The organism is Pseudomonas sp. 31-12, from assembly GCF_003151075.1.
In the GTDB taxonomy this organism is placed as follows: Bacteria; Pseudomonadota; Gammaproteobacteria; order Pseudomonadales; family Pseudomonadaceae; genus Aquipseudomonas.
Map to the genome: position 1 here is coordinate 822,402 of NZ_CP029482.1, position 21,169 is coordinate 843,570.

Annotated in this window: 16 protein-coding genes; 8 read left to right on the plus strand and 8 right to left on the minus strand. The window is 58.9% G+C overall.

The annotated features are described in order from the left end of the window. Positions 1-192: 192 nt before the first annotated feature. The 4 genes from DJ564_RS03770 to DJ564_RS03785 all read left to right on the plus strand — a co-directional run bounded on the left by DJ564_RS03770 (position 193) and on the right by DJ564_RS03785 (position 9,635). Entirely contained in the window at positions 193-2,496 is a 2,304-nt protein-coding gene (locus tag DJ564_RS03770; protein ID WP_109627712.1) for a YgiQ family radical SAM protein, read from the plus strand. A 398-nt stretch (positions 2,497-2,894) separates the two neighbouring features. Continuing rightward, positions 2,895-6,170 carry a DUF2126 domain-containing protein gene (locus DJ564_RS03775; protein WP_109627713.1) on the plus strand — a complete coding sequence of 1,092 codons (3,276 nt, stop codon included), beginning with the start codon at positions 2,895-2,897 and terminating at the stop codon, positions 6,168-6,170. Positions 6,171-6,258: 88 nt separating this feature from the next. Next, positions 6,259-8,745, plus strand: a complete 2,487-nt coding sequence (locus DJ564_RS03780) for a circularly permuted type 2 ATP-grasp protein (protein WP_109627714.1) — start codon at positions 6,259-6,261, stop codon at positions 8,743-8,745. Next, entirely contained in the window at positions 8,745-9,635 is an 891-nt protein-coding gene (locus DJ564_RS03785; RefSeq protein ID WP_109627715.1) for a transglutaminase family protein, read from the plus strand. The genes DJ564_RS03780 and DJ564_RS03785 overlap by 1 nt, the downstream gene beginning before the upstream one ends. A 224-nt stretch (positions 9,636-9,859) precedes the next feature. Here the strand turns inward: DJ564_RS03785 and DJ564_RS03790 are convergent, their stop codons facing one another. After that, positions 9,860-10,048, minus strand: coding sequence for a hypothetical protein (locus DJ564_RS03790; RefSeq protein WP_007947526.1), 189 nt, complete (start codon positions 10,046-10,048; stop codon positions 9,860-9,862). 68 nt (positions 10,049-10,116) lie between these two features. Then, the gene (locus DJ564_RS03795) at positions 10,117-10,704 is read right to left on the minus strand and encodes a TIGR00730 family Rossman fold protein (protein ID WP_109627716.1); all 588 of its coding nucleotides are present in this window, start codon (positions 10,702-10,704) and stop codon (positions 10,117-10,119) included. 343 nt (positions 10,705-11,047) lie between these two features. On the opposite strand from DJ564_RS03795, the gene azu reads away from it, so the two are divergent. After that, positions 11,048-11,494, plus strand: coding sequence for an azurin (azu, locus tag DJ564_RS03800; protein WP_109627717.1), 447 nt, complete (start codon positions 11,048-11,050; stop codon positions 11,492-11,494). Positions 11,495-11,686: 192 nt separating this feature from the next. Here azu and nadE read toward each other — a convergent pair whose 3' ends face one another. The 5 genes from nadE to DJ564_RS03820 all read right to left on the minus strand — a co-directional run bounded on the left by nadE (position 11,687) and on the right by DJ564_RS03820 (position 15,923). Continuing rightward, positions 11,687-12,514, minus strand: coding sequence for an ammonia-dependent NAD(+) synthetase (gene nadE / locus DJ564_RS03805; RefSeq protein WP_109627718.1), 828 nt, complete (start codon positions 12,512-12,514; stop codon positions 11,687-11,689). Positions 12,515-12,518: 4 nt separating this feature from the next. Beyond that, complete coding sequence (gene pncB, locus DJ564_RS03810; protein WP_109627719.1) at positions 12,519-13,754, minus strand: nicotinate phosphoribosyltransferase; 1,236 nt, start codon at positions 13,752-13,754, stop codon at positions 12,519-12,521. 159 nt (positions 13,755-13,913) lie between these two features. Next, positions 13,914-14,075 carry a hypothetical protein gene (locus DJ564_RS31925; RefSeq protein ID WP_162556165.1) on the minus strand — a complete coding sequence of 54 codons (162 nt, stop codon included), beginning with the start codon at positions 14,073-14,075 and terminating at the stop codon, positions 13,914-13,916. Positions 14,076-14,081: 6 nt separating this feature from the next. Further along, positions 14,082-14,336, minus strand: coding sequence for a hypothetical protein (locus DJ564_RS03815; protein ID WP_109627720.1), 255 nt, complete (start codon positions 14,334-14,336; stop codon positions 14,082-14,084). A 129-nt stretch (positions 14,337-14,465) separates the two neighbouring features. Beyond that, a complete protein-coding gene (locus DJ564_RS03820) occupies positions 14,466-15,923 on the minus strand; it encodes a sodium:alanine symporter family protein (protein WP_109627721.1) in 1,458 nt (485 codons plus the stop codon). A 175-nt stretch (positions 15,924-16,098) separates the two neighbouring features. Here DJ564_RS03820 and DJ564_RS03825 point away from each other — a divergent pair, with 175 nt between their 5' ends. Further along, positions 16,099-16,908: a helix-turn-helix transcriptional regulator gene (locus DJ564_RS03825; protein WP_109627722.1), complete on the plus strand. Its 810-nt coding sequence runs from the start codon at positions 16,099-16,101 to the stop codon at positions 16,906-16,908. Between the two features lie 48 nt (positions 16,909-16,956). Here DJ564_RS03825 and DJ564_RS03830 read toward each other — a convergent pair whose 3' ends face one another. After that, positions 16,957-17,868 (minus strand): LysR family transcriptional regulator, encoded by a 912-nt coding sequence (locus tag DJ564_RS03830; RefSeq protein WP_109627723.1) that lies wholly within the window; start codon positions 17,866-17,868, stop codon positions 16,957-16,959. Positions 17,869-18,043: 175 nt separating this feature from the next. On the opposite strand from DJ564_RS03830, the gene DJ564_RS03835 reads away from it, so the two are divergent. After that, positions 18,044-19,534, plus strand: a complete 1,491-nt coding sequence (locus DJ564_RS03835; RefSeq protein ID WP_109627724.1) for an aldehyde dehydrogenase family protein — start codon at positions 18,044-18,046, stop codon at positions 19,532-19,534. A 116-nt stretch (positions 19,535-19,650) separates the two neighbouring features. Beyond that, positions 19,651-20,934: an FAD-binding oxidoreductase gene (locus tag DJ564_RS03840; RefSeq protein WP_109627725.1), complete on the plus strand. Its 1,284-nt coding sequence runs from the start codon at positions 19,651-19,653 to the stop codon at positions 20,932-20,934. The last annotated feature ends 235 nt before the right edge of the window (positions 20,935-21,169 follow it).

Sequence of the window (21,169 nt, forward strand, 5' to 3'; positions counted from 1 at the left end):
TGCGCAGCGCTCACAAAATTTTGGGGCTGCTTCGCAACCCAGCGGGAGCAAGCTCCCTCGCCACAAGGGTGATGGTTCCTCCAGGTTTTCAAACAGGCGGTGTCGCAATTTCCGACCATAACCGTCGGAATTGGTTGTTTTTTGTGCTATATTCCGCGCCCGCGATTTTTCATCTCAACACCGGTCATCGTCATGCAAACAGCCAAGCCGTTATTTGACTATCCCAAGTACTGGGCCGAATGTTTCGGTCCGGCGCCATTCCTGCCGATGAGCAGGGAGGAGATGGATCAGCTTGGCTGGGATTCCTGCGACATCATCATCGTCACCGGTGATGCTTACGTTGATCACCCGTCTTTCGGCATGGCAATCATTGGCCGGCTGCTGGAGTCCCAAGGCTTCCGCGTCGGGATCATTGCCCAGCCAAACTGGCAGTCCAAAGACGACTTCATGAAGCTCGGCGAGCCGAACCTGTTCTTCGGCGTCGCGGCCGGCAACATGGATTCGATGATCAATCGCTACACCGCCGACAAGAAAATCCGTTCCGATGACGCCTACACCCCCGGTGGCCTGGCGGGCAAACGTCCGGACCGCGCAAGCCTGGTTTACAGCCAGCGCTGCAAGGAAGCCTACAATCACGTGCCAATCGTTCTCGGTGGCATCGAAGCTTCCCTGCGCCGCATCGCCCACTACGATTACTGGCAGGACCGGGTGCGCAACTCGATCCTGATCGACGCCTGCGCCGACATCCTGCTCTACGGCAACGCCGAGCGCGCGATCGTCGAAGTCGCCCAGCGTCTGTCCTACGGTCACAAGATTGAAGACATCACCGACGTGCGTGGCACCGCGTTCATCCGTCGTGATACGCCGAAAGACTGGTACGAAGTCGATTCCACGCGCATCGACCGTCCGGGCAAGGTCGACAAGATCATCAACCCGTACGTCAATACCCAGGACACCCAGGCCTGCGCCATCGAGCAGGAAAAGGGTCCGCTTGAAGATCCGGAAGAAGCCAAGGTCGTGCAGATCCTGGCCAGCCCGAAGATGACCCGCGACAAGACTGTGATCCGTCTGCCGTCGGTTGAAAAAGTCCGTGGCGACGCCGTTCTTTACGCTCACGCCAACCGCGTGCTGCACCTGGAAACCAACCCGGGCAACGCCCGTGCACTGGTTCAGAAGCACGGCGAAGTCGACGTCTGGTTCAACCCGCCGCCGATTCCGATGACCACCGAAGAAATGGACTACGTGTTCGGCATGCCTTACGCGCGCATTCCGCACCCGGCGTACGGCAAGGAAAAAATCCCGGCCTACGACATGATCCGCTTCTCGGTGAACATCATGCGTGGCTGCTTCGGTGGCTGCACGTTCTGCTCGATCACCGAGCACGAAGGCCGGATCATCCAGAACCGTTCCGAAGAGTCGATCATTCGCGAGATCGAAGAGATTCGCGACAAGGTCCCGGGCTTCACCGGCGTCATTTCCGACCTCGGCGGCCCGACCGCGAACATGTACCGCATCGCCTGCAAGAGCCCGGAAATCGAATCCGCGTGCCGCAAGCCGTCGTGCGTGTTCCCCGGCATCTGCCCGAATTTGAATACCGACCACTCGTCGCTGATCCAGCTCTATCGCAGCGCCCGTGCCTTGCCGGGTGTGAAGAAGATCCTGATCGCTTCCGGCCTGCGCTACGACCTCGCGGTCGAGTCGCCGGAATACGTCAAGGAACTGGTCACCCACCACGTCGGTGGTTACCTGAAGATCGCCCCGGAACACACCGAGGAAGGTCCGCTCAACCAGATGATGAAACCGGGCATCGGCAGCTATGACAAGTTCAAGCGCATGTTCGAGAAGTACTCCAAGGAAGCCGGGAAAGAGCAGTACCTGATTCCGTACTTCATCGCCGCCCACCCGGGCACCACCGATGAAGACATGATGAACCTGGCCTTGTGGCTCAAGGGCAACGGCTTCCGTGCCGACCAGGTGCAGGCGTTCTACCCGTCGCCGATGGCCACCGCCACCGCCATGTACCATTCGGGCAAGAACCCGTTGCGTAAGGTCACTTACAAGAGCGACGCCGTGACCATCGTCAAGAGCGAAGAGCAGCGTCGTCTGCACAAGGCGTTCTTGCGTTATCACGACCCGAAAGGCTGGCCGATGCTGCGCGAAGCGCTGACCCGCATGGGCCGCGCCGATCTGATCGGACCGGGCAAGAACCAGTTGATTCCGCTGCACCAGCCGGCGACCGACAGCTACCAGAGCGCCCGTCGCAAGAACTCGACGCCGGCCGGCAGCCACAAGGTTGCAGGGGAAAAGACCACCAAGATCCTGACCCAGCACACCGGCCTGCCACCGCGTGCCAGCGATGGCGGTAATCCGTGGGACAAGCGTGAACAGGCCAAGGCAGCGGCGTTCGCCCGCAACCAGCAGGCGGCCAAGGAGCGCAAGGACGCGGCCAAAGGCAAAGGGCCCAAGCCTGCGCGCAAGCCGGTTGTGCCGCGTTAAACATCGCTTGAACTGAACAGAACGCCAACCTTCGGGTTGGCGTTTTGCGTTTCTGGGCTACGAAAAACAGGGCGCTGGGCAGTAGCTGTATGGGGGCAACTGGCCTCTTCGCGAGCAAGCCCGCTCCCACAGTACTTCGTGGTGTGCCCAAATTCAGTGTTCGCAGCAGAACCCTGTGGGAGCGGGCTTGCCCGCGAAGAGGCCGGCACATCGACAGCAAATTCCGGGCGATGGCCCCCGGTCGCAACATTTGCGTGCAACTCCCTCGAACCAATTTCCCGCATCGCCCGATTTTGGTGCTGTACTGCCTCAAGCAACCAAAGAAAGCGCCGTTGCCGCTGGATGGCATAAGTCTTGCGCGCTTTCCCGATACGCTTAAGGCTCGCAGGAGGCACGCCGTGTCGATTCATGTCGCATTGCACCACGTCACGCATTACCGCTACGACCGCGCCGTCGAGCTCGGTCCGCAGATCGTTCGCCTGCGCCCGGCTGCCCACAGTCGCACGCGGATACTCTCCTATGCGCTGAAAGTCTCTCCCGAGCAGCATTTCATCAACTGGCAGCAGGACCCTCAGGGCAATTACCTGGCGCGGTTGGTGTTCCCGGAGAAAACCAATGAGCTGCGGATCGAGGTCGATCTGCTCGCGGAGATGGCGGTCTTCAACCCGTTCGACTTTTTCCTCGAGCCCTACGCCGAAAAGATCCCGTTCACCTACGCCCCGGACGAGCGCAAGGAACTGGCGCCGTACCTGGAAACCTTGCCCCTGACGCCGAAGTTCAAGGCCTATCTGGATGGCATCGACCGCACACCGCTGCCGAGTGTGGATTTCCTCGTGGCGCTCAATCAGCGCCTGAGCGAAGACATCGGCTACCTGATCCGTATGGAGCCCGGCGTACAAACCCCCGAGCACACCCTCGAACACGCCTCCGGTTCCTGCCGCGACTCGGCATGGTTGCTGGTGCAACTGCTGCGTAACCTCGGACTGGCGGCGCGTTTCGTCTCCGGCTACCTGATTCAACTCACCGCCGACGTCAAAAGCCTCGACGGCCCCTCGGGCACGGAAGTGGATTTCACCGACCTGCACGCCTGGTGCGAGGTCTATTTGCCCGGTGCCGGCTGGATTGGCCTGGACGCGACGTCAGGGCTGTTTGCCGGTGAAGGACATATTCCGTTGGCGTGCAGTCCCGATCCGGGCTCAGCGGCACCGATCAGTGGCCTGGTGGAACCGTGCGAGTGCGAGTTCAGCCACGAAATGTCCGTGGAGCGGATTTGGGAAGCGCCGCGGGTCACCAAGCCTTACACCGAAGACCAGTGGCTGGCGATCCAGGCGCTGGGCCGGCAGATCGATGCCGACCTGCTGGAAGGCGACGTGCGCCTGACCATGGGCGGCGAGCCGACCTTCGTGTCCATTGATGACCCGGACGGCGCCGAATGGAACACCGCCGCGCTCGGGCCGGACAAACGTCGCCTGTCCGCCGAACTGTTTCAGCGCATGCGCAAACACTACGCGCCCAAAGGCCTGGTGCATTTCGGTCAGGGCAAGTGGTACCCCGGCGAGCAACTGCCGCGCTGGTCGCTGAACTGCTACTGGCGCCGCGATGGCGTGCCGATCTGGCACAACAGCGCGCTGATTGCCGATGAACAGGAAGACTACGGCGCCGATGGCGAACTGGCCGGGCGTTTTCTCTCGAGTGTTGCCGAACGCCTGAAAATTCCGACACGCTTTGTGTTCCCGGCCTACGAAGACAATTTCTATTACCTCTGGCGCGAAGGTACGTTGCCGCTGAACGTCAGCGCCGAAGACTCGCGGCTTGAAGAACCGCTGGAACGGGCGCGCCTGCGTAAAGTCTTCAGTCAGGGGCTGGACAAGGTGATCGGCCAGGTCCTGCCGCTGGCGCGCACCGCCAAGGAGGATCAATGGCAAAGCGGCCGCTGGTACCTGCGTGATGAACATTGTCGATTGGTGCCGGGGGACTCACCGCTGGGTTATCGCTTGCCGCTGGCTTCGCAGCCTTGGGTTAAAGCGGCCGAGTATCCGTTTATCTACCCGAACGACCCGAACCAGGAATTCCCCGCGCTTCCGGACACTCAGCAGTTGAACAGCCCGGGTGCAGCGGCCGAAGCGGTCGAGCGGAACCTGGAGGTCGATGAGTCCGCCGATTGGCTGACCCGCACCGCGTTCTGCGCCGAGGCTCGGGAAGGCCGGTTGTACCTGTTCATGCCGCCGCTGGAACGGGTCGAGGATTATCTGGAACTGGTCACCGCAATCGAGGCCACGGCCCAGGAACTGCATTGCCCGGTGTTGCTGGAAGGTTACGAGCCGCCGAGCGATCCGCGCCTGAGCAACTTCCGCATCACCCCGGATCCGGGCGTGATCGAGGTCAACGTGCAGCCGTCCGCCACCTGGGATGAGCTGGTGGAGCGCACCGAGTTTCTCTACGAAGAAGCACGCCAGACCCGACTGACCACCGAGAAATTCATGATCGACGGCCGGCACACCGGCACCGGCGGCGGCAACCATTTCGTCCTGGGTGGCGCGACACCGGCTGACTCACCATTCCTGCGCCGTCCCGACCTGCTGCGCAGCCTGATCAGTTACTGGCATAACCACCCGTCCTTGTCCTACCTGTTTTCCGGATTGTTCATCGGCCCGACGTCCCAGGCGCCGCGCGTCGATGAAGCGCGCAACGATGCGTTGTACGAACTGGAAATCGCTTTTGCGCAGATGCCCGAGCCGGGCGAGGAGTGCGCGCCATGGCTGGTCGATCGATTGCTGCGCAACTTGCTGATCGACGTGACCGGCAACACGCACCGCTCTGAGTTCTGCATCGACAAGCTCTATTCGCCGGATGGCGCCACAGGCCGCCTTGGATTGCTCGAGTTGCGTGCCTTTGAAATGCCACCGCATGCGCGGATGAGCCTGGCGCAACAGCTGTTGCTGCGGGCACTGGTCGCACGGTTCTGGCGCGAGCCTTATGCGCCGCCGAAACTGGCGCGCTGGGGCACTGAGCTGCATGACCGATTCCTGTTGCCACACTTTATCGAGCAGGATTTCGCGGATGTGATCGTCGATCTCAATGCCGCCGGTTATCCCGTGCGGGCGGAGTGGTTTGCCGCGCACCTGGAATTTCGCTTTCCCAAGGTCGGCGATTACGCCGTCAGCGGCATCGAGCTGGAAGTGCGGCAGGCGCTGGAGCCTTGGCATGTTTTGGGTGAAGAGGGCGCTGTCGGCGGCACGGTGCGCTACGTGGATTCATCGCTGGAACGCTTGCAGGTCAAACTCACCGGCCTCGCGCCGCAGCGTTATTTGCTGACGTGCAACGGCGTTCCGGTGCCCTTGCAGCCGACTGGGCGAGTCGGCGAGTTCGTCGCTGGCGTGCGTTTCCGTGCCTGGCAACCGGCGAACTGCCTGCAACCGACCATTCCGGTCCACGCGCCGTTGGTGTTCGACCTGCTCGACACCTGGATGCAGCGCTCGCTGGGAGGCTGTCAGTACCACGTCGCCCATCCCGGCGGGCGCAACTACGACAGCCTGCCGGTGAACGCCAATGAGGCCGAAAGCCGTCGAATGGCGCGTTTCTTCCGCATCGGACACAGCCCGGGGAAACTTCCTGTACCGATCCTGGAAATTAACGACGAGCTACCGATGACGCTCGATTTACGACGTTTCTAAACCGTACGCGACGCTCGGATTTTTCGTCTATCCGGGCGTCATGAGCCTGCGTTAGTCTGACCGTTCTTTGCTGTCTGCCGAGCTTTCCATGCCTGACCTGCTTGACCGCTACCCGCTGACGGCGGGCACTTATCACGAACTGCTCGACGACAGCGGCGCGGTGCGCCCGCACTGGCGCCGGTTGTTCGACCAATTGCAACGCAGCACGCCAGCGCAATTGGTGCAGCGTCAGGCACTGTTGACCCGGCAGATCCAGGAAAACGGCGTGACCTACAACGTCTACGCCGACCCCAAGGGCGCCGATCGGCCGTGGGAACTGGACTTGCTGCCGCATGTGATTGCTGCGGATGAGTGGCAACAGTTATCGGCCGGAATAGCTCAGCGGGCGCGGCTGTTGAACGCCGTGTTGGCTGATCTGTATGGCCCGCAACGTTTGATTGCCGAAGGGCTGCTGCCGGCTGAACTGGTGTTTGGTCACAACAATTTCCTCTGGCCCTGTCAGGGCATTACGCCGCCGGACGGGGCCTTTCTGCATTTGTACGCCGTCGATCTGGCGCGTACGCCGGACGGCCGTTGGTGGGTGACGGCAGATCGGACTCAAGCACCCTCCGGTGCCGGTTATGCGCTGGAAAACCGCACCATCGTGTCCCGGGCCTTTCCCGAGTTGTACCGCGACCTGAAGGTGCAGCACTTGGCCGGATTCTTCCGCACGCTGCAGGAAACCCTTGCCCGTCAGGCACCAAGCGATGACGACGCGCCGCTGATCGTGCTGTTGACGCCGGGGCGTTTCAACGAAAGCTATTTCGAACATCTCTATCTGGCGCGCCAGCTCGGTTATCCACTGGTGGAAGGCGGCGACCTCACGGTGCGTGATGCCACGGTCTACCTGAAAACCCTCAGTGGCCTGCGCCGGGTCCACGCGATCATGCGGCGGCTCGACGATGACTTCTGCGATCCGCTGGAGCTGCGTACCGATTCCGCCCTTGGCGTGCCGGGCTTGCTCGAAGCCGTGCGGCAGGGGCGGGTGCTAGTCGCCAATGCTCTCGGCAGCGGTGTGCTGGAGTCGCCGGGGCTGCTGGGATTCTTGCCGAAGATCAATCAATTCCTGTTCGGCGAAGAGCTGATCCTGCCGTCCATTGCGACGTGGTGGTGCGGCGAAGCTCCGGTGCTGGCACAGGCGTTGGAGAAACTGCCGGAACTGCTGATCAAACCGGCTTTTCCATCACAGAGCTTCGCACCTGTGTTTGGCCGTGATCTGAGTGAAAAACAGCGTCAGGCCTTGGCCGAGCGCATGCAGGCACGGCCTTACGCCTATGTCGCGCAAGAATTGGCGCAATTGTCCCAGGCGCCGATCTGGCAGGCCGAGGACGGTCAGCTGCAACCGCGCGCTATCGGAATGAGGATGTATGCGGTGGCCAGTCGCGACGGCTATCGAGTTCTGCCCGGCGGTTTGACTCGAGTTGCCGCTGAAGCAGACGCCGAAGTGGTGTCGATGCAGCGCGGCGGTGCGAGCAAGGACACCTGGGTGTTGGGGGATCGTCCGCCCAGCGGCGAGCAATGGAAAACCCAACGCACAATCGGCGTGCATGACTTGGTTCGACGCGATCCGTACCTGCCGTCGCGGGTGGTGGAGAACCTGTTCTGGTTTGGCCGCTATTGCGAGCGTTGTGATGACAGCGCGCGACTGCTTCGGATCATGCTGGCGCGCTACGTTGATGGCGATGATCCGCAAGCCCTGGAAGCGGCGGTCGATCTGGGCGAGCGCCTCAATCTGTTGCCGGATGAAGGCGAGTTGCCCGAGCGGTTGTTGGCGGCGCTACTTGGCGATGATTGGCCCTTCAGCCTGCGTTCCAACCTGCAGCGCTTGCAGTGGGCCGCCTCGCAAGTACGCGGCAAGCTCTCGCGGGAAAACTGGCAGGCGCTGGTGGAATTGCAGCGCGAAGCCATGGAGCTGGAAACCGAAGAGCCGGATTTCGGCGAGTTGCTGGATTTCCTCAACCGTCTGGTGATGTCACTGGCGGCGCTGTCCGGTTTCGCTCTGGACGACATGACCCGGGATGAAGGCTGGCGTTTCCTGATGATTGGCCGGCGGATCGAGCGCCTGCAATTTCTCAGTGCCAGCCTGGCGGCGTTTCTGCGCGGTGCCGGTGCTTTTGATCAGGCCGGGCTGGAATGGCTGCTGGAACTGGGTAACAGCAGCATCACTTACCGCTCGCGGTATCTGGCGGTAGCGCAGTTGATTCCGGTGCTGGACCTTTTGCTGCTCGACGAGCAAAACCCGCATGCGGTGCTGTTCCAGTTGAAACTGGTGACCCGCACGTTGAAACGCTTGAACGATGATTTTGGTGCACCTCGGGAAGCGGGTCTGCCGCAATTGGTGGAGCGCCTGGCGCGTTTCGATCTGGGCTGCCTGGAGAATTCGCTGTTCGGCGAAGCCAGCGTACGCGCGGCCATCGAGGGGCTGGCCGATTTGCTGCAAGAGATCGCCGATGCCAGCGGGCAAGTGTCGGATCGTCTGGCCCTGCGCCATTTCGCCCATGTCGATGATGTCAGCCAGCGCACGGTGTCCGTCTGATGAGCGCCCATTACCAGATTCTCCACGACACCCATTATCACTACGACAGTCCGGTGTCCCTGGCCCAGCAACTCGCGCACCTGTGGCCGCGGGCCTGTGCCTGGCAGCGCTGTACCGAGCAGCACTTGCAGATCAGCCCCGACCCGACCTCGCGCCGGGATGAGCTGGATGTGTTTGGCAATCCGCTCACCCGGTTGGCGTTTGAGCGGCCGCACGACGAATTGCTGGTCAACGCCCGGCTCACCGTCGAAGTGCTGGCCCGGCCAGCGCTGGATTTCAATCAATCCACCGCATGGGAAGAAACTCGCAACGCGCTGACCTATAGCAGTCAGCCACTTTCACCCGAGTTGCTGGAAGCCTGCCGTTACCGCTTCGAATCGCCCTACGTGCATTTGAAACGCAACTTTGTCGATTTTTCGGAAAGTTGTTTCCCCGCAGGGCGGCCTTTGTTGCTGGGCGTCCAGGCGTTGATGGAGAAGATTTTCAGCGAATTCACCTTCGACGCCGAAGCAACCCAAGTGGCGACGCCGCTGGTGGAGGTGCTGGAGCGGCGGCGCGGAGTTTGTCAGGATTTCGCTCACCTGATGCTCGCTTGCGTGCGTTCACGTGGACTGGCAGCGCGTTACGTCAGTGGCTACCTGCTGACCCAACCGCCGCCCGGCCAACCGCGACTGATCGGCGCCGATGCGTCTCATGCCTGGGTTTCAGTGTTTTGCCCGGCGCTGGGCTGGGTGGATTTTGATCCGACCAACAATGTGCAACCCGCGCTCGAACACATCACTTTGGCCTGGGGGAGGGATTTCTCCGATGTTTCGCCGTTGCGTGGGGTGATTCTGGGGGGCGGCAGTCATGATCCCGAGGTGCGCGTCACCGTGATGCCATTGGATTGACGAAAATCCCCTGTGGGAGCGAGCCTGCTCGCGATTACGGTGTGTCAGTCGATATTAATGTTGAAGACACACCGCAATCGCGAGCAGGCTCGCTCCCACAGGGGGCTGTGCAAAGTCAGTTCGGGATGGGGTATTTCAGAGGGGACTGTGAGGGCCAGCAACATCGCTGCTGACCCTGGACACAGATCCGGTGGGCCTGATCAGATCATCGGGCCCTGAGGGTCTCAGGCGTCGGGCGCCTGATCTTTCGGTGCTTCAGTTTCGTCTGTAGCCACTTCGCCTTCGGCATCCGGGTTCAGTGCTGCTGCTTCTTCTTCAGCTGTAGCTTTCTTGCGCTGAAGCTTTTCCTCTTTCTTCTGCTCCTTGGCCAAGTCTCTCTGACGTTTGGCGAAGGAATAATTAGGTTTAGCCATGGGCGATCCTCTGGGGTCGAAGGTGAGGTTGAGCGGCGCATATTCTGCCCTGTATCGGTACCGAGCCGTTAGCTGGGTTTTTGCTCTGTCCATTTGGGCACCACTGTCGGCTGCCAGGCGTCCAGAGCATCGAGCAGGGTTTGCGGCGATTCGCTCACTTGCAGCATGTCACGGTGCGCTTCGCGAACGAAGCCTTCGCCGACGATATGATCAAGAAAACCGGTCAATTTGCTGTAGAAACCGTTCACTTCCAGCAATCCGAGCGGTTTGCCGTGATAACCGAGCTGGCCCCAGGTCCAGACTTCGAACAGTTCTTCCAGAGTGCCCAGGCCTCCGGGCAGCGCGATGAAGGCGTCGCTGAGCTCTGCCATCCGCGCCTTGCGCGCATGCATGCCGTCGACCACTTCCAGGCGAGTCAGGCCGCTGTGGCCGATTTCCTTGTCTTTCAGGCTTTGCGGGATGATCCCGATCACTTCACCGCCGGCCGCCAGTGCCGCATCGGCGACGATGCCCATCAGCCCGACGGCGCCACCGCCATAGACCAGGGTCAGCTTGCGCTCGGCCAGTGCTCGCCCGAGGGCGACAGCCGCTTCACGATAAGCCGGGTTGGTGCCGGTGCTGGCACCGCAAAATACACAAACGGACGTTAAAGACATGCCTTACTCCATGGTCAGGATGGCCACAGAGTAAAGGCAGGCGCGCGGCGCTCCAAGGTCTAAACTTCGCGTTCAGGTGCTTCGTAGCTGCCGCTGGCGCCACAGGCATAAGCGGCGAGCAAGCTGCACAAAAAGCTGTTGATGGACATGACAGGCGCTCCAGATGAGGGTTGACGCCCTGATGATAGGGCCGGGCCAGACGTCTGGCTGGTAGATTGTTTCGATAGGTGTCATAGCCCGAAAGTTGTATACAATTTTTGATTCAGGTCATAGGAACTTGCGTAGTTTTCAGGCAGTCTTCTGTCCATTCGCACTTTTGTTAACCCTGCCTTGGAGATTCACCATGTTTGCCAAACTTGTTGCGGTATCCCTGCTGACACTGGCCAGCAGCCAACTGATGGCTGCCGAATGCAAGGTCACTGTCGACTCCACCGATCAGATGTCCTTCAACACCAAGGCCATCGAAATCGACAAAAGCTGCAAGACGTTCACCGTCGAGCTGACTCACTCCGGCAGCTTGCCGAAAAACGTCATGGGCCATAACTGGGTGCTGAGTAAAGAAGCTGACATGCAGCCGATCGCCACCGATGGCCTGGCTGCCGGCATCGACAAGAACTACCTGAAAGAAGGTGATGCACGCGTCATCGCCCACACCAAAATCATCGGTGCCAAGGAAACCGACTCGGTGACCTTCGACGTGTCGAAGCTCGATGCCAACGAGAAGTACGGTTTCTTCTGCTCGTTCCCGGGCCACATCTCGATGATGAAAGGTACGGTTACGCTGAAGTAATTAAATCGCGCTCATAAAAAAGCGTCCTGCGAGGGACGCTTTTTTTGTGCCTGACATTTGACCGAGTCATCGTTCATCGCGGGCAAGCCACGCTCCCACAGGTATTGTGCCGGTTGCCGGTAATGGGTCCGACCACAATACCTGTGGGAGCGTGGCTTGCCCGCGAAGGCGTCGGTACAGGCGCAGACGTCCTTATGGCGCGAACGGCATCACGCGCTTGTGATGAGTCTTTTTGTACGTATCGCAAATGATCTTGAACGCTTCCTCACGCACCGACTGGCCGTGCAGGAATGCGTCGATCTCGGCATAGGTCACGCCGTGGGACGCTTCGTCCGGTTTACCCGGCGACAGGTCTTCAAGGTCGGCCGTAGGGATTTTTTCCACCAGCGATTCCGGCGCGCCGAAACTGCGGGCGATGTCTCGAACCTGGTTTTTCACCAAGCCACTCAGTGGTGCCAGATCGCAGGCGCCATCACCGAACTTGGTGAAGAAACCCATCACCGCTTCCGCCGCGTGGTCGGTACCGATCACCAGACCCTGCGCCGCACCGGCGATGGTGTACTGGGCGACCATGCGCATCCGCGCCTTGGTGTTGCCGAGCACGAAATCCACCGAGACCGCGTGCTTGCCTTCGAAGGCGGCCACTTCGTTGGCCAGGGATTTCACTGCCGGGCCGATGTTCACGGTGTGGCGTTCGTCCGGGGCGATGAAATCCACTGAGGCTTGGGCGTCGTGTTCATCGAACTGGGTTTCGTATGGCAGGCGCACGGCGATGAACTTGTAGCTTTTGTCGCTGGTTTGCTCGCGCAGCTCACGCATGGCGCGTTGGGCCAGCAGGCCGGCGGTCAGGGAATCGACGCCGCCGCTGATGCCGAGCACCAGGGTCTTGAGCCCGGAATTGACCAGGCACTCCTGAATGAAGCTGACCCGTCGGGCGACCTCGGCCTCGAGGGCGGCATGGTCGGCGAACGGCGGTTGAACGTTGAGCTGCTCAGCAATCTCACGCTGTACGGCTTGCATGAATTCACTCCTTGCTAGTGGTGCCAGATGGACTGGAAAGGGCGGCAGGTACTTTGAAAACATGTCGCAAATAGGCGACGAAATTCGGGTCTTTGCAGTGAGTCTTGCCAGGCTCATCGGAAATCTTTGCCACGGGCTGGCCGTTGCAGGCTGCCATTTTAAGCACGATGCTCATCGGTTCGACACCCGGAATATCGCACGTCAGGTTGGTGCCGATACCGAAACTGACATTGATCCGACCGCGTAACGCCCGGAATATTTCCAGGGATTTTGGCAGCGTCAGGCTGTCGGAGAACGTCAGGGTTTTGCTCATCGGATCGATGCCCAGCTTTTGATAGTGGGCGATCGCCTTTTCTGCCCATATCACCGGATCCCCGGAGTCATGGCGCAGGCCGTCGAAGAGCTTGGCAAAGAACAGGTCGAAGTCGTTGAGGAAGGCATCCATGGTGATGCAGTCGGTGAGGGCGATCCCCAGCAGGCCCCGGTATTCGCGCACCCAGCAATCGAGTGCGGCAATCTGGCTGTCGATCAGCCGTGGACCGAGTTGCTGGTGCGCCATGATCCATTCGTGGGCCATGGTGCCCAAAGGCTTCATGTCCAATTCCCGTGACAGATGCACGTTGCTTGTGCCGACGAAACGCCCGGGGAAATCGTGCTTGAGCACGTTCACCACTTCTTCCTGCACGCGGAACGAGAAGCGACGGCGTGTGCCGAAATCGGCTACCTGCAATTCGGACAGTTCGTCGCTGCTGGCGTTGGCGGTCAACCAGTCGAATTTGCGGTAGAGCTGCTCGCGAGCCTGTTCCAGAACGATTTCGCGGTAGCGATAGCGGTTGCGCACTTCGCTGACGATGGACAGCAGCGGCACTTCAAACAGGATCACATGCAACCACGGCCCGCGCAGGCGGATGAACAGTTCGCCGTTTTCAATGCCGGTGTGGACGTAGCGCAGGTTGAAGCGGAACAGCCCGAGAAAACGCAGGAAATCCGGCTTCATGAAGCTGATGCGTTCCATGAAGCTCAACTGGTCGGCACTCAGACTCAACTCCGCCAGGCGTTCGATCTGGAAGCGGATTTCTGCCAGATAAGGGCGCAAATCCTCGCTGTTGCGGCAACGAAACTCCCATTCGACTTCCACGTTCGGGTAGTTGTGCAGCACCGCCTGCATCATCGTCAGTTTGTAGAAGTCGGTGTCGAGCAGGTTCTGCACGATGCGATCGCCAAACACGCTCTCGCTCATAACGGGGTTCTCCAGGCTTGACGCGGCCCGTGGTCGCGACGTTTCAGCTGTTCAATGAATGGGGCTAGTGGCGCATATCGGTGGTGGGGATTGCTAGTTTTTTTTACGTTCGAGATGGATTATTCCGATGCCTTCTTCAGCAATCGTCCAAGAGGCTCATCAGTTATCGGGTGTCGCCTCAAGCGCCGCTTGAATCACGAGCGCCAGGCTTTCCCAACTTTTTATATATCCATCAAGATGAGGGTGACGAGGTATGAGTCCTGTTTCAATTGCTTTTATCATTGCCGCTTTGAGCATTTCATAGGTCGCTGGTTTGGCCATGATTTACTATCCTTTCAAAGTTATTTGATCCAGTGCATCAACTCCGTCCTGCAGCAATAAATAGGCTGGAAGTATGAGGCGGAAAAAGTCTGCATCAACAGTATGTTTAACGGTGACGGATGTCAGCGCCTCTAGAAGGCTGGTGGCGGCGCGTATTCGGAAACAGGCGTCTTCAAATAACAGGTCGGGTGCGACATGCGAGTCAATATAGAAAGTTGGGGTGGTGGATGCGTTGGCTTTAAGAGGTTGGTAGCGATTCACAAATGAACTCCTTGGGAGTGTTGAGGCGTGAAAATGCGGCGACTTGTTGTCTAAAGCGGAGTGTGTCTATTGTTATGCCTGACTGCTGAGCCTTTGCTTATACGCAATGGCTCAGAGTTCATTAGATTTTTATGCGGGTTGGATGCTGGTTGGGTCCTGATCAGCGCCTACAGGACTCTTTGGAGATAGAGTATTTCTCATCGCGGGCCAGGCCGTTAAGTCGAGATCGAGATCGTTAAACTTGCTCGAATCAAAAACGGGAGTTTTGACTCCGGCACGACGTTGTCCATCATAGTCGCCCAGAATTCGCATACAGACTTTGAAAAGCAGTGTCATCACTACCAGGTTGACCAAGGCTAAAAACGTCATGGTGATGTCGGCAAACGCGAGAACAGTGGAGAGGTCTTCAACCGATCCCCAGAACACTAAAGCTAATACTGATGCGCGGTAGGCGATCAATGTTTTTCGAGGGGCGGCAACCATGAAGCGCAGACTGTTTTCTCCCAGATAGTAGTTGTAGAGCATTGCCGTGAATACAAACAGCGCAAGTACCACGCTGATGAACATCCGTCCCCAGTCGCCGACCACTTCGGCCAGTGAGTTTTGTGCCAAAGCGATACCGTCGCCCTCGAAGCCGGGTGAGTAAAAGCCTGAAAGTAGAATGAGCAATGCGGTGCAAGTGCAAATAACGAAGGTATCAATGAACACACTGAATGCCTGCACCACGCCTTGTGCTACCGGGTGGTCGATTTTTGCCACGGATGCGACATTAGGCGCACTGCCGAGTCCGGCTTCATTGGAGAACACCCCGCGCCTCACACCCATGATGATCGCGCTGCCGACCAGTCCGCCAAAAGCCTGATCCAGTCCGAACGCGCTGTTGAAAATACTCATCAGCACTTCTGGGACCTGTTCAAATTGCAACACGATGACATACAGCGTCACCCCGATATACGCAATAACCTTGAGAGGAACCAAGAGATCGGCGACCGCTGCGATCCGCTTTATACCGCCTACGAACACAATGCCGAGCATCAACGACAGCGCGAACCCTGACCATGATGTCGATAACCCGAATGCATTGTTGAGAGAGTGCGATACGGCATGGGACTCCAGTCCGTTGATGGCAAACCCGAAAGTCACCAAAAGTAGCAGCGCAGCAATCATTCCGAGCCAACGCTTGCCAAGGCCGTACTGGATGTACCAGGACGGGCCTCCTCGAAATTGTCCATTGGCATCACAGCGCTTGTAGAGTTGGCCAAGTGCGCATTCAAAGAAGCTGCTCGACATCCCCAAGAGTGCGGTCATCCACATCCAGAAAACTGCGCCGGGGCCACCCATGCTAACGGCAATGCCGACGCCAACAATATTGCCGGTCCCAACCCGTCCCGCAAGACTGAGCGTCAATGCCTGCAATGAGCTCAAGTGGAACTTGCCGGCAGGCGAACTGCCACTTAATACCGAAAACATGTGGGCGAAGTAACGAAGCTGTACAAATCGTGACCGGATGGTGAAATAGGTTCCAAGTCCAAGAACCAAAGGTATCAAAACCTTTCCAGAGAGAAAGTCATTGATGACGTCAAGCATTCAAAGCTCCTTGCTATTTTAAGAGTGCCGGCGAATTTAGGGTGTGTAAACCTGAAGCCCTTCAGGTCCCGTAATATCAGGTCATTCTTCATCGTGCGCAATTTCGCAAGTTGCTCAAATGTGATGCGAGTTGCTGCTATGGTTGAGTCTTCTAACGCTGCTTTGATGGTTGTGTATGCTTGATTTTCTTCCTGCTAACTTAAGGCTGCTGTGTAGTCACTACCGATCCGTCGCTGAAGTTTGTAGGAAACTTCGTATTAATCGTGGGCAATTTAATAAATACCTGTGTGGGAATAGTGTCCCTACTGCTTTTAACCTCAAGCGGATCTGTGATTTTTTTGGAGTGGAGGAGTTCGAGATTGGTTTGCCGACAGAGCAATTCGTCACGCTTATTGGTGTCAAGGCAAGGCGAGTAGGCCCTTCCCGCGAGGTTTCAGCACCGGAACGAATATTTGAACACCTTCGGCAACAGTCTTCGTCGAAACTGAAAGCCCACACGGGTTATTACTTTGAGTATTACCATGCGATGACGGATCCCGGCTCGATAATTTGTGCCTTGGTGCATATTTACCAAGAGGGGCAGAACTTTGTGTACGAGCGGGACGAACGTTTACAAATAGTCGGCATGGAAGGCGAGTACGAACGGTATCGGTATGTGGGCGTCGCTTATTACCTACAGGATCGCTTGTTTCTCATTGACTATGAGTCGCTGACGTCCAACGAGATCAGCCAAACCATTCTTATCCCTAGCTTCAAAAGCTGCATTACTCGACTTAATGGTTTGAAAATGGGTGTTTCCGCCGCGGACCATCGCAATCCCGCCTGTTCGCGAGTTGTTTGGGAGTACCTCGGTCAGGAGATCAATCGAATCAATGCGTATCGCAAAGTGCGGCTATATAGCATGGATGATCCCGTCATCGATGATGATCTGCGCGGACGCCTCGCTCAAACCAACGTTGTCGACGGTCTCTTTGTTATTGCTTAAGGCGGACATGAGCCGGGCAAGCCCTTGCAACAAGGGTTGCCCGTGGGCTTAGTGCTGCGATGCATCCGGGCTATCAATCTGCTCCAGCATCCACTTCACAAAGTCCCGTACCTTGGGCACTTCCGCCGAGTGCTCCGGATACGCCAGGTAATAGGCATCGGTGCTGGGCATCGCGTGCTGCCAGGGTATGACCAGTTTGCCGTCGGCCAATTCCTCTTCCACCAGAAAACGCGGCAGCAGTGCCACGCCGCAGCCGACCTGGGCGGCGCGGATGCACATATAGAACGTTTCGAAGCGCGGGCCGTGGTAACTGTGTTCGGTGTGGTAGCCCTGACTGTCGAACCAGTCATGCCAGGCCTGGGGCCGCGAGGCGTTTTGCAGCAGGACGAGGTCTGCGAGCTGCGTAGGGTCGGTGAACGGCGTGTCCGGCAGACTGCCCGGCGCACAGACGGGCACCAGCTCCTCGCCAAACAGCTTCAGGCATTCGGTGCCGGGCCGCGAGCCCTGACCGAAGTAGAACGCCAGGTCGCTGCGACCTTGCAGCAAATCGTCAGCTTCCTGCTCGCTGCACAGGTCCAGATGGATCGAGGGATGGCGCAGGCGCCAACCTTTCAGGCGTGGCACCAGCCAGCGCGCGCCGAAGGTCGGCGGCGTCGAAACCCGCAAGACTTCGGTCTCGCCGCCGTAGGAACGCAGGTAATGGGTCGACATCTCGACCTGCGTGAGGATTTTTCGTACTTCCACCAGGTACAAATCACCAGCCGGGGTCATTTGCAGGCGTCGGCGCACCCGGCGGAACAGCAGGTGCTGCAGCAACTCTTCAAGTTGCGCGACCTGTTTGCTGACGGCGCTCTGGGTCAGGTTCAGCTCTTCGGCGGCCCGGGTGAAGCTCAAATGCCGGGTGACGGCCTCGAAACACTGGAGGGCAGTGATCGACGGCAAGTAGCGTTTATTCAGCATGGACGGTCCTTTTTCTTGTTTCTTTTACTGCCAGCAATTCAAAGCATGAATAAACGGAATGATATCTCTCTTAAAGGTCGTTTGTTGGGTAACCTCCGGGGAGCTAAAACTACAGGTCTGATCAGCCGTGAATATCCGGCTGCACGTTTTCTGTTTTTTGCTTGAGGAGTGACCCATGGTTGCCGCATTGCTTGATCGTCTTGGTGTGAACCCGGCCCTGTACCAGAACGGCAAAGTGCCGGTGCATTCGCCGATCGATGGCAGCCAGATTGCCGCCGTGAACTGGGAAGGTGCCGCTGAAGTCGAACAGCACATCAGTCGTGCAGATCATGCGTTCGAATTGTGGCGCAAGGTCCCGGCCCCGCGCCGTGGCGAACTGGTGCGTCAACTGGGCGACATCCTGCGTGAATACAAGGCCGACCTCGGTGAGCTGGTCTCCTGGGAAGCCGGCAAGATCACTCAGGAAGGCCTGGGTGAAGTTCAGGAAATGATCGACATCTGCGATTTCGCCGTCGGCCTGTCCCGTCAGTTGTACGGCTTGACCATCGCTTCCGAGCGTCCTGGCCACCACATGCGCGAAACCTGGCACCCGCTGGGCGTCGTCGGTGTCATCAGCGCCTTCAACTTCCCGGTCGCTGTCTGGGCCTGGAACACCACGCTGGCGCTGGTCTGCGGTAACCCGGTGATCTGGAAACCTTCGGAAAAAACCCCGCTGACCGCACTGGCCTGCCAGGCGCTGTTCGACCGCGTACTGAAGAATTTCAGCGACGCACCTCCACACCTGAGCCAAGTGATTATCGGCGGCCGCGATGCCGGCGAAGCCCTGGTCGATGACCCGCGTGTAGCGCTGATCAGCGCCACCGGCAGCACCCGCATGGGCCGTGAAGTGGCGCCGAAAATCGCCGCACGTTTCGCCCGCAGCATTCTGGAACTGGGCGGCAACAACGCCATGATCCTCGCCCCGAGCGCCGACCTGGACATGGCCGTTCGCGCCATCCTGTTCAGTGCCGTCGGCACCGCCGGTCAGCGTTGCACCACGTTGCGTCGCCTGATTGCCCATGAGTCGGTGAAGGAAGAAATCGTCACCCGCCTCAAGGCTGCCTACTCCAAGGTTCGCATCGGCAATCCGCTCGAGGGCAACCTGATCGGTCCGCTGATCGACAAGCACAGTTTCGAAAACATGCAGGACGCGTTGGAACAGGCCTTGAGCGAAGGCGGCCGGGTGTTCGGCGGCAAACGTCAGCTGGAAGACAAATTCCCTAACGCTTATTACGTCTCGCCGGCCATCGTTGAAATGCCGGAGCAGAGCGATGTGGTCTGCAACGAAACCTTCGCGCCGATCCTGTATGTGGTTGGTTACAAGGACTTCGACGAAGCGCTGCGCCTGAACAACTCGGTGCCACAAGGCCTGTCCTCGTGCATCTTCACCACCGACGTGCGAGAAGCCGAGCAGTTCATGTCAGCGGTGGGCAGCGACTGCGGCATCGCCAACGTCAACATCGGCCCGAGCGGCGCGGAAATCGGTGGCGCGTTTGGTGGCGAGAAAGAAACCGGCGGTGGCCGTGAGTCGGGCTCCGATGCATGGCGCGGATACATGCGTCGCCAGACAAACACCGTGAACTATTCGCTGGAGTTGCCGTTGGCTCAGGGCATCACGTTCGACTGATAGGCCCCTTCGCGGGCAAGCCTCGCTCCTACAGGATCACTCAACACCTGTAGGAACGAGGCTTGCCCGCGAAGCTTTTGCTTTGTTGTTTGTTAGGTTTCTGTTGGAGTCTGGCAATGCCGTTACGCGAAGAGTGTCTGTGGGAAAAACTGACGCCGCAAAGGCCTGACAACGCGGCGCTCAAGGGCGAAGTGAAGGTCGACGTTTGCGTCATCGGCGCCGGTTTCACCGGTCTGTCGGCGGCGGTGCATCTGCTGGAACAAGGTAAAACGGTCTGCGTGCTCGAGGCCCATCGCGCTGGTCACGGCGGTTCGGGGCGCAACGTCGGGCTGGTCAATGCCGGGATGTGGATTCCACCGGACGAGATCGAAGCCGGGTTCGGCGAAGCGGTGGGCAGTCAGCTCAATCGCATGCTGGGTGCAGCGCCGTCACTGGTGTTCAGCCTGGTCGACAAATACAACATCGATTGCCAGTTACGCCGCGAAGGCACGCTGCACATGGCGCACAACGCCCGTGGCGAAGCCGATCTTCGCAGTCGTGAAGCACAATGGAAACGTCGCGGTGCGCCGGTCGAACTGCTGACCGGACAAGCCTGCGAACAAGCGACGGGCACCAAAAAAATCGCCGCCGCGTTGCTCGACAAGCGTGCCGGCACGATCAATCCGATGGCCTACACCGCGGGGCTGGCCAAAGCGGCCATCAGCCTCGGCGGTCAGTTGTTCGATCATTCGCCGGTTACCCGACTCGAACGGCAGGGCCAACGCTGGTCGGTGCAAACCGCTCAGGGTTCGGTGCTCGCCGAGCAAGTGGTCATCGCCTCCAACGCCTACACCGAAGGCGACTGGACGGAGCTGCGGCGCAATTTCTTCCCCGGCTATTACTATCAAGTGGCTTCGGTTCCTCTGACCGAAGACGCCGCGCAGCAAATCCTGCCCGGTGGCCAGGGTTCCTGGGACACGCGCCAGGTACTGAGCAGTATTCGTCGTGACAAGGACGGTCGCCTGTTGCTCGGCAGCCTCGGCAATGGAAATCAGAAACCGACCTGGTTCCTCAAGGCATGGGCCGATCGGGTGCAGCAGCACTATTTCCCTTACCTCAAACCTGTGGAATGGGAATGCACATGGACCGGTTGCATTGCGTTTACCCCCGATCACTTGATGCGTTTATTCGAACCAGCGCCCGGTTTAGTGGCAGTCACCGGGTATAACGGCCGGGGCGTAACGACGGGAACGGTGGTCGGCAAAGCTTTTGCCGATTATCTGTGTAACGGAAATCCTCAGGCGCTACCGATTCCCTTCGCTCCCATGCAGCCACTGGCAGGGGTGGGTTTGCGCAGCTGTCTGTACGAGGCCGGTTTCTCGCTGTATCACGCAGGCCAGTGCTTGCGGATCGTTATTTGATTGTTGAAATTTGTTGCTGGGAGCGGCGCTTTTTCGCGCAGCGACTAGCCTGTAAAAGGTGCGGGTTGTAGCAGTACCGCACCAGCAGTGTGCACTTCGGTGACGCACGTTGTTACAGGCTGGTTGCACGTCGTTTGGCGCCGCGGTTGCAATGATGGCGCGTGCGGGTTGCGCCTTTAAAAATAAATGGTTTCACCTTCCGCGGTTTAGACGGTTGCACGCCCAATGAAAATGG

Bases quoted from the DNA above. Each gene is read 5' to 3' on its own strand.
- DJ564_RS03825 (WP_109627722.1), top strand. From the start codon at position 16,099: ATGCTTGATTTTCTTCCTGCTAACTTAAGGCTGCTGTGTAGTCACTAC.
- DJ564_RS03830 (WP_109627723.1), bottom strand. From the start codon at position 17,868: ATGCTGAATAAACGCTACTTGCCGTCGATCACTGCCCTCCAGTGTTTC.
- DJ564_RS03835 (WP_109627724.1), top strand. From the start codon at position 18,044: ATGGTTGCCGCATTGCTTGATCGTCTTGGTGTGAACCCGGCCCTGTAC.
- DJ564_RS03820 (WP_109627721.1), bottom strand. From the start codon at position 15,923: ATGCTTGACGTCATCAATGACTTTCTCTCTGGAAAGGTTTTGATACCT.
- azu (WP_109627717.1), top strand. From the start codon at position 11,048: ATGTTTGCCAAACTTGTTGCGGTATCCCTGCTGACACTGGCCAGCAGC.
- DJ564_RS03780 (WP_109627714.1), top strand. From the start codon at position 6,259: ATGCCTGACCTGCTTGACCGCTACCCGCTGACGGCGGGCACTTATCAC.
- DJ564_RS03770 (WP_109627712.1), top strand. From the start codon at position 193: ATGCAAACAGCCAAGCCGTTATTTGACTATCCCAAGTACTGGGCCGAA.
- DJ564_RS03795 (WP_109627716.1), bottom strand. From the start codon at position 10,704: ATGTCTTTAACGTCCGTTTGTGTATTTTGCGGTGCCAGCACCGGCACC.
- DJ564_RS31925 (WP_162556165.1), bottom strand. From the start codon at position 14,075: ATGGCCAAACCAGCGACCTATGAAATGCTCAAAGCGGCAATGATAAAA.
- DJ564_RS03790 (WP_007947526.1), bottom strand. From the start codon at position 10,048: ATGGCTAAACCTAATTATTCCTTCGCCAAACGTCAGAGAGACTTGGCC.
- nadE (WP_109627718.1), bottom strand. From the start codon at position 12,514: ATGCAAGCCGTACAGCGTGAGATTGCTGAGCAGCTCAACGTTCAACCG.
- DJ564_RS03785 (WP_109627715.1), top strand. From the start codon at position 8,745: ATGAGCGCCCATTACCAGATTCTCCACGACACCCATTATCACTACGAC.
- pncB (WP_109627719.1), bottom strand. From the start codon at position 13,754: ATGAGCGAGAGCGTGTTTGGCGATCGCATCGTGCAGAACCTGCTCGAC.
- DJ564_RS03840 (WP_109627725.1), top strand. From the start codon at position 19,651: ATGCCGTTACGCGAAGAGTGTCTGTGGGAAAAACTGACGCCGCAAAGG.